The organism is Streptomyces sp. NPDC054841 (genome assembly GCF_053611045.1).
Map to the genome: position 1 here is coordinate 1 of NZ_JBSGZO010000269.1, position 11,558 is coordinate 11,558.

General features: G+C 67.1%; 8 protein-coding genes and 5 pseudogenes. 6 read left to right on the forward strand and 7 right to left on the reverse strand.

Annotation, left to right across the window (positions count from 1 at the left end; genetic code table 11):
- The 5 genes and pseudogenes from ACWGI8_RS28660 to ACWGI8_RS28680 form a co-directional block, all read right to left on the reverse strand.
- Positions 1 to 204, reverse strand: a pseudogene (locus tag ACWGI8_RS28660) (3-oxoacyl-ACP synthase); the annotation flags it as partial.
- Positions 205 to 216: 12 nt separating this feature from the next.
- On the reverse strand, positions 217 to 1,899 hold the full coding sequence (locus tag ACWGI8_RS28665; RefSeq protein ID WP_453665220.1) for a beta-ketoacyl synthase N-terminal-like domain-containing protein: 1,683 nt from the start codon (positions 1,897 to 1,899) through the stop codon (positions 217 to 219).
- 44 nt (positions 1,900 to 1,943) lie between these two features.
- On the reverse strand, positions 1,944 to 3,215 hold the full coding sequence (locus ACWGI8_RS28670) for a flavin-dependent oxidoreductase (protein WP_453665222.1): 1,272 nt from the start codon (positions 3,213 to 3,215) through the stop codon (positions 1,944 to 1,946).
- A complete protein-coding gene (locus ACWGI8_RS28675; protein ID WP_453665224.1) occupies positions 3,212 to 4,285 on the reverse strand; it encodes a monodechloroaminopyrrolnitrin synthase PrnB family protein in 1,074 nt (357 codons plus the stop codon). The genes ACWGI8_RS28670 and ACWGI8_RS28675 overlap by 4 nt, the downstream gene beginning before the upstream one ends.
- 168 nt (positions 4,286 to 4,453) lie before the next feature.
- Complete coding sequence (locus tag ACWGI8_RS28680) at positions 4,454 to 4,813, reverse strand: DoxX family protein (RefSeq protein ID WP_453665226.1); 360 nt, start codon at positions 4,811 to 4,813, stop codon at positions 4,454 to 4,456.
- A 327-nt stretch (positions 4,814 to 5,140) separates the two neighbouring features.
- Here ACWGI8_RS28680 and ACWGI8_RS28685 point away from each other — a divergent pair.
- Positions 5,141 to 5,617: pseudogene (locus ACWGI8_RS28685) on the forward strand (winged helix-turn-helix domain-containing protein); the annotation flags it as partial.
- 118 nt (positions 5,618 to 5,735) lie between these two features.
- Here ACWGI8_RS28685 and ACWGI8_RS28690 read toward each other — a convergent pair.
- Together ACWGI8_RS28690 and ACWGI8_RS28695 are read right to left on the reverse strand one after the other, a co-directional pair.
- Positions 5,736 to 5,960 (reverse strand): annotated as a pseudogene (locus ACWGI8_RS28690) (transposase); the annotation flags it as partial.
- 193 nt (positions 5,961 to 6,153) lie between these two features.
- The gene (locus ACWGI8_RS28695; RefSeq protein WP_453665227.1) at positions 6,154 to 6,972 is read right to left on the reverse strand and encodes a sirohydrochlorin chelatase; all 819 of its coding nucleotides are present in this window, start codon (positions 6,970 to 6,972) and stop codon (positions 6,154 to 6,156) included.
- Positions 6,973 to 7,467: 495 nt separating this feature from the next.
- On the opposite strand from ACWGI8_RS28695, the gene ACWGI8_RS28700 reads away from it, so the two are divergent.
- The 5 genes and pseudogenes from ACWGI8_RS28700 to ACWGI8_RS28720 form a co-directional block, all read left to right on the forward strand.
- Positions 7,468 to 7,935, forward strand: a complete 468-nt coding sequence (locus ACWGI8_RS28700) for a hypothetical protein (RefSeq protein WP_453665229.1) — start codon at positions 7,468 to 7,470, stop codon at positions 7,933 to 7,935.
- Between the two features lie 200 nt (positions 7,936 to 8,135).
- Positions 8,136 to 8,477, forward strand: a pseudogene (locus ACWGI8_RS28705) (NTF2-like N-terminal transpeptidase domain-containing protein); the annotation flags it as partial.
- Between the two features lie 18 nt (positions 8,478 to 8,495).
- On the forward strand, positions 8,496 to 9,719 hold the full coding sequence (locus tag ACWGI8_RS28710) for a penicillin-binding transpeptidase domain-containing protein (RefSeq protein ID WP_453665232.1): 1,224 nt from the start codon (positions 8,496 to 8,498) through the stop codon (positions 9,717 to 9,719).
- Between the two features lie 172 nt (positions 9,720 to 9,891).
- Positions 9,892 to 10,545 (forward strand): transposase domain-containing protein, encoded by a 654-nt coding sequence (locus ACWGI8_RS28715; protein WP_453665231.1) that lies wholly within the window; start codon positions 9,892 to 9,894, stop codon positions 10,543 to 10,545.
- Positions 10,546 to 10,580: 35 nt separating this feature from the next.
- Positions 10,581 to 11,558: pseudogene (locus ACWGI8_RS28720) on the forward strand (hypothetical protein); the annotation flags it as partial.

Sequence of the window (11,558 nt, forward strand, 5' to 3'; positions counted from 1 at the left end):
GGCCGACGCGAGTGCGCGCCGGCCGGCTTCGACGGCGAGGTCGGAGGTGGCGGTGCCGGGTTCGACTATGTGGCGCTGGTGGATGCCGGTACGGGCGCGGATCCATTCGTCGGTGGTGTCCAGGCGCGCGGCGAGGTCGTTGTTGGTGACGATGGTGGGCGGGAGGAATGTGCCGAGGCCGCAGAGTACGGGGGTGCGTTCCATGGTCAGGCCGTCCTATTGATCGAGCCAGTAGCGTTTGGTCTGCCACGGGTAGGTGGGCAGCGGGACGTAGGCGGCGTCGCTGGGGAAGGCCCGCGTCCAGTCGACGGACTCGCCTGCGAGGTAGGCGGCCGCCAGTGGGCTTTGGTGCGGTCGTGGGGATCGCAGGTCGCCATCGAGGAATGCCTCAAGCCGGTCGGCGAGGCCCTGGAGGCTGTCGGTGACGATGGCGAGGCGTTTGGCGTGGTCGTGGCGTCGGACCGCAGCGCTGTAGCAGATGTCGATGAGCCGGTGCCGGCTTCCTGCCTTGCCAGGAGATAGGTAGTCGAGGTAGGCGATGGCGAGGTCGCGCAGCGCGCTGTCGGTGCGGGCGGAGGCGACAAACACGCACGGCTCGGCGGCGGCTGTGGGATCTGGCATTCGGATGTGGGATTCGCCGATCACGAGGTGGGTGTTGGCCGCCGAAATGCCCTGCCCGCTGATGCCGGCGATCAACGACCGTCTCCGGTCGGGGATCGGTGTGAGGGCGGTGGGGACCAGCAAGGGGAGGTCTTGCCAGGGAATCTTGGGGTTCGGGGTCTCGTAGTGCAGGCTGGGCACGATCTGGCGGTGCTCCAGGCACAGAACAGTCTTGATGAGTGCCGCGATGCCGGCGGCGCCCTCGGTGTGCCCGATGTTGGTCTTCACGGAGCCGACGTAGCAGGGCCGGTCGCCCGGTCGGCCCTTGCCGAGCACCTCGCCAAGGGCGGTGAACTCCACGGGATCGATCATTGGCGTGCCCGTGCCGTGGGCCTCGATGAAGTCCACGTCCGCCGGTGACACACCGGCGTCCTCGTACGCCCATTGCAGCATCTGGGCGTGGCCCTCGACGGACGGGGTGAGCAGTTCGGGGTGGCTGCGGCCGTCGTTGCTGGTCGCGCTGCCCAGGACCAGGGCGCGGATCCGGTCGCCGTCGGCGAGAGCCTTTGAGAGCGGCTTGAGCACGATGACGCCCACGCCGTCGCTGGGCGCGAAGCCGTTGGCGCGCTCATCGCCGAACTTGCAGCGCCCGTCGGGGGCGAGCATCCGTACCTGGGACAGCAGGACGTCCTCGTCCGGGGTCAGCTTGAGGTTGACGCCGGCGGCCAGGGCCATCGTGCTCTCCCCGGCGCGCAGGCTCTGGCAAGCCAGGTGGATCGCGACCAGGGAAGAGGAGCAGGCGGTGTCGAGGGTGATGCTGGGCCCGCGCAGGTCGAAGGTGTGGGACAGCCGACCCGACAGGATGCTGCGCTGGTTGTACACGTGGGAGGGGGTGAGCGCCTCCAGGCCGCGCTTGGCCACCAGGTCCCAGTAGTCGAGGTGCATGCTGCCGACGTAAACGCCGGTGCGGGTTGCAGCGACGGTCTGCGGGGGGATCCCCGCGTCTTCCAGGGCCTCCCACGCGGTCATCATCAGCAGGCGCTGCTGTGGGTCGAGGTTGGCTGCCTCCGCTGTGGACATGCCGAAGAACTCCGCGTCGAAATGCCCGGCGTCGGGCAGGTAGCCGGCGCGTCGGCTGATCACCTTGCCGAGGGCCGGCCGGGGCGAGTAGAGGGCTTCGATGTCGTATCGGTCCGCTGGGGTCTGACTGGTGGCGTCGCTTCCGCTGCGAAGCAACTCCCACAGCGCATCGACGGTGGGTGCGCCAGGGAAGCGGCAGGCCATCCCCACGATGGCCACGGGTTCCCGGTTTCCAGGGAAAGTTGACGGCCGGCTCACGCGGATCACCTCTGGTGTTCAATCGGGACGGTGCGGGAGGGGCGGGTGTTGACGGATTGGACGTCGAATCCGCCGGTGACCGCGTAGCGGAGAGAGACCTCGGCGAGCTCATCCTCGGAGATCACATCGTGGAGGTTCTCGAAGCCGTCGGGGGCACGTTGGTGGACCATGCTGATGACCGCTTCCGGTCCCTGCTGGCGGTTGCTGGCCTGAAGCAGGGTCATAGCCTCTCGGCGTTCGGCCTCGTAGACGGCAAGGGCTTCGGATATGTCATCGGTGGTGGCCATAGCGTGCGCCAGTGCCCGAGCGTCGACGATGGACTGGGTCGCGCCGTTGGATCCCATGGGATACATGGCGTGCGCGGCGTCGCCGAGCAAGGTCACCGGGCCGAACGTCCACCGTGCCAGCGGATCGCGGTCCACCATGGGATAGCAGTAAGCCTGGGTGGTGGCGGCGATGATGGCCGGGATGTCCAGCCAGTCGAAGCGCCAGTGGCCGAAACGGTCCAGGACGTCCGAGACCGGGACCTCCCGGTTCCAGTCCCCTCGGGAATCCAGATCGTCGTCGGCAGGCCGGGCGGCGACCCAGTTGATCAGGCAGCGTCCGTTCGCCTGATCCGATTCGATCGGGTAGAGCACGATCCGCTGGACGTCGTCCCCGGTGACGATCATCGCCTGGCCGTCGAGAAATGGCGCGGCCCAAGCGGTTCCTCGCCACATGACCAGTCCGTTGTCCGGCGGAGGCCCCTCGTCGGGATACAAGCCCGCGCGGACCGACGAGCGGATGCCGTCCGCGCCGATGAGGAGATCCACACCGTCGACCACCACGGCGCCGACGCCCCGCCGCTCCAGGCTCACCGTGACCGTGCCATCGGATGCGTGCGTGAATCCGGCCAGGCGCGTGCCGACGGCAATCGCATTGGCGCCCAGGCGCTCACGCACCGCCTGCGCGAGGACCTGCTGCAGGTGGCCCCGGTGGATGGACAGCTGCGGCCACGAATATCCGGCGGCACGTCCTCGGGGTTCTTCCCAGATGAGCTTGCCGTGGCGGCTGTAGAGGGCCAGCGTGCTCGTCGTGATGGCCTTACGGGCGAGCCGGTCGTACAGGCCGAGATCGGTCAGTTCACGGACCGCGTTCGGCAGGACGTTCAGACCGACGCCCAGGGGCTGTAGTGCTCGGGCCGCCTCCACGATCTGGACATTGGTGAATCCCGCGGCGTGGAGGCTCAGGGCGGCGCTCAGCCCGCCGATCCCGCCGCCGGCGATGAGAATCCTCATGCTCCGGCCTCCTTAGCGCCCTGTCCAAGCCTGTCGCCAACGGATGCCGCGGCAGAGGACGGCTTTCGGTCCGAACCGCGGCCTCGGACGTAGGAGGCGCGCACCAACGCGGCGTTCTCACGCGTCAGAGCGGTAACCTGGTCGAGAAGGTCGAGACTTCCTCCCCCGCTGCCCAGCGGGTAGAGCCGGATCTCCTCGGCATAGGCGTTTCGCGCCACGGTGAAGTGCTTGCCGCGAAACACCACCAGTGCGCGCAGCGCACGGCACAGAGCCTCAGCGCTGGCACGCAGGTTCGGCGAGGCCTCACCCGTCGGCGCCAACTCCAATGCGGAGCTCACCCGAGAGACCACGGACGGGCCCTTCGCCCACCGCCGGTACAGACCCTGCCAAGGGGGCAGCCCGTACTGAGCGGACTCGCGCCAGAACTCGTCGTAGGACTCGCCGCCGCGGTCGCTCGCCCACAGCGCGAGATCCACCAGCGACAACGGGACGTGCGCGGCCGCCGGCCCCAGGTACGTCACCCCGCCGACGCGGATCTCCTCGAAGTACGGCCGCATCGTGCGGGCGAAGAACTCGGGCGTCACGTTTTCGATGACGATGTCGATCGCGTCCTCGAGTGAGCGCAACAGCGCCACCAGTTCGTTCGCGGCAACCGCGAACTCCAGCTCCTCCGGTTCCAGACCCTCCAGCCTTCGGAAGGCCTCGACCGCGGCTATCAGCCGTGACAAGGTCACCCGCACCGAGGACATGAGCATCCGCTCCATGCGCTGCCCGGTGTACATCCGCTCCCGGTCACCGGTCGGGTTCCAGCCGATGTAGTGGTGCACCGTGTCCCTGGGGATCATCGCGGTGCGTGAGCCGAGCTCAAGCAGCGGTAACTCCAACCCCGGGACAGCGTCGATGGGCTCCACCCCATGGCGCTTGACGGACCCGATCAATATTCCAAGGTCACGCATCGCAGCCACACAGCCCGGCAGCGAAAGCCCCGCCACCGCCTCCCCGGACGGGACCACATCACGCAGCATCCCGACCAGGCCATTCGCGTCAGCATCGGCGTTGAGGCTCCACACCCGGGGCAGGAGGCCGTCGAAGCCGAGAGGGTCAAGCTCCGCCACGCCGGGTTCAGTGGGGTTCACCGGGTAGTGCAGAAGACCGTTCATCGTCTGATTCCGCGAGCACCGGTCGGCCCGCGCCCGTACGCGAGCGCCATACGCGAAGCGGCAATACGCGGGTGACAGTCAGTGGATAACACTGAGCACCCCCGCCAGCACTGTGAGCAGGCCCGCCACGACCGCGGGGACTGCCTTGGCAACGGGGTCCTTCGCCCGCCGGTGACACACGACGGCCCCAACCATCAGTGCCACAAGACCTGTTGCGGCAGCGACCGCCAGCGGGGAGAACACCAGCCCCGCAACCAGGCAGACGCCTCCGGACAGTTCCAGCGCACCGACCACCCGGAACATCGAGTACGACAAGCCGAACCGCTCCGCGTCGGCCCTCATCACCGCCACCCCCGCCAGCTTCGCCGCACCTCCCCCGGCAAAGCCCAACCCCAACAGAACCGTTAACACCTGAGCCACAACGGCCAACACACCCACCCCTTCGACTTGAGCTCCTGAATCGGGCCGCCGCATTTCCGTGCGACCGTTAGGTACATACGGACAACCGCCTGTCCAGGTTCTCCAAAAACCAAGGTTTGCTGAAGATCGCCGTGTGAAGGTCCGTCGCATGCACCGGTGAGCTGGGGTTCGTCTGCGAGTGCAGGGAACTGCGGAGTCCCGGGACAGGTTGAAGTCGTTTGCACTACGGCCGAGTTGGCCGTTGTCGATGTCCGACATAGCCTGCACTACGGTCGGGTTACTCAGGTTGAACCCGTGATGTCGTGGGGGGCTGACGGCTCGGGATCTGTGCGGTGTCACCTGGGCGTGCGGTATCCACAGGGTGGCGGGCTGACCACCGAACGGCAGCAGTTCCGCGAGCAGTCAGGGCTCCTGGCAGCCGAGCGGTTCGGCCGGGGTGAGACGAGCGCGTTGATCGCAAAGGATCTGCGCGTCAGTGTTCGGTCGGTGCAGCGGTGGCGGCAGGCGTGGGAGGAAGGCGGTCCGCGGGCACTACGCTCCAGCGGTCGCGGCATCGTTGCCGCGATTGAGTGGCGAGCAGTTTGCTCAGCATGAGCGGGAGCTGGCCAAGGTGCTGGCCGCGCATGGCTCGGAGGACCAACGATGGACGCTTGAGCGGATCAAGACGATGATCGGCCGACGTTTCCACCTAACCTACACCATCCAGGGTGTGCGGAAACTGCTGGTCCGCAATGGCTGGTCCTGCCCGGTCCCCGCTCGTCGCACTGTCGAGCGGGACGACGCGGCCGTCGCAGGGTGGGTCAAGGAGGTGTGGCCCTGCGCCGACACGAGCGTGAGATCGTCGAACAGCAGGAACGCGCCTACGCGGTGATGGTGGCGCACTGGCAGCCACACCGCCCAACCACAGACCGCCAAATCACAGCAGCTGAACCCGCCGCCCGATTTCATCCGTGGTGCAGTCGATCCGCCGGATCTCCGCATCGAACTGCAGGAACGGGACGAACTCCGGCCAGGCGTTCTCCCAGAGCCGGACTATCGCCGGATATTTGCCGCCCCAGGCCTCGCAGAACTCCAGGAAGCGCGTCGCGGCGGCGTCCTCGGTCGGAGCGGTATAGACGGGTTCCAATGCTTTGGCGATCTTGCCCCACTCCCGGCGGGCGGCAAAAGGGGGAAAGCCATGCCGGAACCGGAGACCGGTGCCCCGTTGCAGGGGCCAACGAAAGAGGGTAATGGGGGCAATAGGGGCACCTCCAGCGCAGCATTTCTCGGCCCCGATGGCCCACCTGGGCAAGCCTCCGGGCGTGTGGCCAGGATCCCGGCCGCGGCCGTCTCCCAAAAGCATGGTCGGCATTCCTTGCTCAGAGCTGCGAGTGTGCGCTGCTGCGGAAACCAGGGAGTGGGTGGGTATCGGGACCCCAGTCGAAATCAGCATGCGCGTACGCGAAGTTGTGGTCATGTTCGGCGTCGAGTCCGACCACGATGCCGTCGTGGCAGTGTTCGGCGAGTGCGTGCAAGGCCATGGCGCAGCGTGCCGAGACAACCATGGATACCAATTCGGCGCTCAGTATCGGCGCGCCGGCGCTCACGTCGGGGGCACGCGGAAATAACGGGTCGGCGAACCCGGCGCTCATGACCACGATCCGCCCGGCACCCAGCCGTCGGCACCGCTCCACGCCCTCTGTCACATCGGGATCGCCACCAACCAGCGCGACCTCTACTGAGCGGTGCCGCCCGTGCTGGCGCATTAGCCGCGCGACCCTGAAGAGTTCCGCATCGGCGACAGGATCCGCAACAGGGGCGGTAACGAGCACGGCCGGCGACGCATCTTTGTCCTGCGTCAGGGGTCGCCGTCCCATGCCGTCCGCAGCCGCGCGCAGCCAGCCAACGAGATGCTCAGCGGTACTGAAGGGCCTGGTGAGGGCGACTCGCCCGGCGGATACGCCTCGGGCATGCCGCCGGAGGGCACGGGCGGTCTCCGAGACGAGTCCTGGGTCTCTGCCGAGTGTCATCGGCACGATGCAGACCGGGGCTGCCGTGGATTCCAGTGCAGCGGAGACCACCTTGCCCAGTTCGGAGACAGCCACCACAGCGGCGCGGGGACTGCAGGCTTGCGCATACGGCAGCAGGTCCCGTCCATCCGCGCTTTCGTGGCCGCCAACGAGAAGCACCGTTGGCATGGTGCCAGATCCCCTGGGCCCCGGGGCGGGCGGCATGGGTACGGTCGCTGTCATAACTCACGCCCCAATAGGGCCGTGCCTATGCGCCAGGCAACACGCCCTCCGGGAGGGGCCTCTGCGGGTAGCAGAAGCCACGACCGGGATGCAGAGACTTCGGCGTGCCGAGGGCTGAGGGTAAGGACCGTCTGGTGCTTCTGTTGCCGTTGAGGTGATACGACGCAGCACTTCTCGGAATCTGTTCATGCACTGTCCTCGCGATATGGCGGAGCGTGGCCACGCAGCCGTGGGCGCCTGCCCTCCGCTCCCCTGTGAGACTCAGCGTGAGCTCTTCAGGCTGTGCTACGCGGAGTGCTTGACCTCGGTTCACGACAGCGCGTGGGCGACAACCTTGTGAACCCCGCTCCCGATCTACGCGTAGATCCAATTGCTCCGCGTGCTGCGCGCCGAGCGCTCCCGGGAGGCCCAGCCTCCTCAAGGTTCGGAAAGGGCTCATTCATGCGTGCACTAGTAGTGGCGGCGGTGACGGCTGTCACGCTGGCCGGCACCGCGGTTGGCATCCGCTGCCTGGTGCCGCCCGCAGAAAGCGGGCCAGACGACGATAGTTCCAGTCACCTGACCGTCGAGGAAGGGCAAGTCTGCAGGACGGATCTCGACCCGGTGTATGAACTGTCTTGCGGAACCGCGGCTTTCGGCGACGTCCGCTACAACTGCACCGAAGTCGAACTGGGGCGATGCCCGGAAACGAACTCCGTGACCGTTCGCAACGTCGGCCGGACCAGGGTGAGGATCAGTGTCATCAGCGGATCCAAGCAAGGCGAGCGAAATCTTGCGACTGCAGCCGTCCTGCCCGTAGGCGCTTCGGTCGAGCTGCGGCCACGCGACGGCGACCGGTACCTGTACGACATATGCATGCAACCTGCGAGTCGAGGCACCTCCGCCATTCAGCTTGTCGACATCAGCTAGCACGCGTCGCAGAACGTTTCTCATCGTGGCCTTTAAGCCGCCCCGCCAGAGCAAGTGAAGGAGAAGTCGTGTCCAAAATATCCCGACGTACAGGCGTGAGAGTGGCGGTCACTTTCCTCGTCGGTGGCATTCTCAGCGTCGGGACATACCAGCTACTGTCCCCCGTCCGGCCGCATGCGAGCACATCTGTAGCCGTGCCGATGCCGGGCAACCCAGCCGACGACCGGGCTGCGCAGGCCGCTGGGGTGTTCCTCAGCGCCTGGGTCGATCACGACTCGATCGGAGCAGCGGCTCAAACAGACACTCCGGGGAAGGCCGAGCCCCGACTGAAGCAGTACTCGCAGGACCTCCGGCTCACCACGCTACGCATTACGGCACAAGCCCCGATCAGAGACGGAGTCGTGGGAGATCTGACCGTCCCCTTCACAGTCACGACTACCTCGGGCCGACACGGCACGTGGACGTACCATTCATCACTACGTGTCCGGACGACCTCCGGCACTCCGAAGGTTGTCTGGTCACCTGCACTGCTGCACCCACAGCTGGAGGGAACCAACCGATTGCGGCTCATCGCCACCCTCGCGGAGCGGGCCGTCGTCGAAGACAGCACGGGAGAGCAGATCACGGTCAGGCGCCATCCCCCGCTCGCCTCCATCCTGGGACGCCTGGCCAGTGCCGGCAATGCCACCGCGGGTGGGCTCCCTCTCGCATCCGACACCCTGATTGGCAACAAAGCCGGACTCCAGCACGCCTATGACCAGCAACTCCAAGGCGCCCCCGGCAGTGCAATGGCCATCGTGGACGCGACCGGCGCTCTCGTCCGCAACCTCCACAACCTCAAGTCTCCCACCCCAGGCAAGCCTGTGCACAGCACGCTTGACCCCCGTATACAGACCGCGGTTGACCAGGCCATAGCAGGCGCGAACAAGCAGACCGCAGTGTTGGTAATCCAGGCCAGCACCGGCCACATCGTCGCAGCGGGCAACTCCCCGGCCGACGGATTCAACGGCGCGTTCTCCGGCACCTGGGCGCCCGGCTCCACCATGAAGGTCATCACCAGCGCGGCTATCCTCACCAAGGGGGTCGCCACCTCCGACACCAAAGCGCCTTGCCCGGCAAACCTCACTGTGGGCGGACGCACGTTCCACAATGATGGAGGCGAGTCCGACACCGACGCCACGCTGGCTGACGCCTTCGCCATGTCCTGCAACACAACGTTCGTCAGCCTCGGCGACAAACTCGACGACGGCGACCTGGCCCACGAGGCCATCACGGCATTCGGTATCGGGCTGCCATGGAAAGTCGGCATACCCAGTGTCGACGGTCACGTGCCCAAGGCCCCCGGCACTCCCGCACGTAAGGCCGCGAACACGTTCGGCCAGGGGCAAGTCCTCATGAATCCCTTGGCCATGGCCTCCGTTGCCGCCACCGTGAACACCGGCTCATTTCACCAGCCGATCATCGTCAAAGGGCTTCCCACCGTCAAGGCAGCCGCACCCCTGCCGCCCACCGTGCACAGCGGACTCAAGCGCATGATGCGGCAGGTTGTCACCGAGGGCACCGCCACTCCCGCCCTTGGCGACCTCTCGGGCGTCTACGCCAAGACCGGCACGGCCGAAGTCGCGAACCAATCCACCAGCAACGGCTGGGTGATCGCGTTCCGCGGCGACTACGCCGTGGCCTGCATCGTCGTGGGCGGCGGCCACGGCGTCGAGTCCGCCGGACCGATCACCCACAGCATCCTGTCCAAGGTGCCGGACAGGGAGCACCGTCCGGATCTCTGATCATTCCGCGCCTTCTGATGACAACCGGGCCTTGACCCAAGGCCGGGTAGTTAACGTGTTCGTGCTGGTGGCAAGGCGTTCGGGAGTAGTTCGGCCGCGGAGCGGAACGTGGGCAACGGAGTCCCGTTGGAGCAGGTAGTCAGCCAAGACTGTCTGCTGTTACGGAGCTCCGTTGCCTGTACGCCATTGTGCCCTGCCGCCTGGTCTGACGACCGTCTCCCGCGTCCTGACGGTGGCCGCGGGCCGGTTCGCGCCCGGCCATCTGGGCGAGTTGACCCAGGTCCTGCCGTTCGAGTTGGTGGACGCGGTGCTGGAAGAGACGAGGACTGTGCAACTCCGGCTGCGGGATCTGCCCTCGCGGGTCGGGGTGTACTTCGTGCTCGCGATGTGCCTGTTCCCCGAGGTCGGCTACCGACTGGTGTGGCACAAGCTGACCACGGGCCTGGTCGGCATGGAGGTAGCCTCGCCGACCGCGAAGGCCCTACGCGACCTTCGCCGCCGGGTCGGCGCCGCGCCGATGCGGCGCCTGTTCGAGGTGCTGGCCGGGCTGCTCGCCCAGCCGATGACACACGGGGTGCGGTTCGGACCGTTCCGCACGGTCTCCTTCGACGGCTGCAGCTCCATCAAGATCCCCGACAGCGTCCGCAACGTGGACCGGTTCGGGCCCCAGAGCCGTGGCGGCTACCCGATGCTGGAGCTGATGACTCTCGTCGAGACCGGTACCCGAGCTCTGATCGGCGCGGTGTTCGGTCCGACCAGCGAGGGCGAGACCGCCTATGCCCGCCGGCTGCTGCACCACTTGGGCCCGGACATGCTGGTCTTATGAGATAAGGCTTCGACACCAACGCCTTCCTCGCCGCCGTGACCGACACCGGCGCGAAGGTCTTGGGCCAGCTGCGTGCCAACAGTCGCACCCCGGTCCTGACCCGCCACTCCGACGGCTCCTACCTGTCCGTCATCGGCACCGTCCCGGTCCGCATCGTGGAGGCACAGATCACCGTAACCTGCAAGGACGGCAGTATCTTCGCCGGCTCCTACCGGCTGCTCACGACATTGACCGACGCCCGCCGCTACCCGGCTCCGGCCCTGGTTGCCCTCTATCACCAGCGCTGGGAGCACGAGTCGGCGTACTACGCGCTGCGGCACACCCTTCTGCAAGGCCGGGTGCTCTGCTCGGGCGACCCCGCCGGCGTCGAGCAGGAGATGTGGGCCCTGCTCACCCTCTACCAGGCACTGCGCACCCTGATGGTGGAGGCCGCACAGTCCCGGCCGGGCACCGACCCGGACCGATGCGGCTTGACCACCGCCCTCCAAACAGCCCGTGACCTAGTCATTCAGGCAGCGGGCATCACGACGCCCACCGCACGCGCCGAGCACGTCGGCGGCATCGGCCAGCGCGTCCTGGCCGGACTGCTCCCGCCCAGGCGGCCCCGCATGAGCACCCGCAAGGTCAAATCGCCGATCTCCCGCTACAACGAACGCCAGGACGACGGCCGCCCGGACGTCAGTCGCACCGTCACCAGCCTCGGCGTCGCCATCCTCGAACCCGAGCCCGACCTTCCCAGCATCTCCCCGACGACCGCCACACCCGCCCGTCGACCGCCGCAGGCAGCGCGTCTTGGACCTCCCCCACACGGACCCAGACCGCCACTGGCGCACCCGCGACCTCGCCCGGCACCTCGGCGACGTCACCCTGGAACTTGGATCTTGAGGGTCCAGGAGAACGGATGTCCCGTGGTCATGATTCCTAAGGGCTGTCCCGTAATCCCCGGTGGATCAGCGCGCGGCGTCAGATGCGGTGCATCGCAAGGCGGAGGGTCGTCCTCATACTGGGCGTAT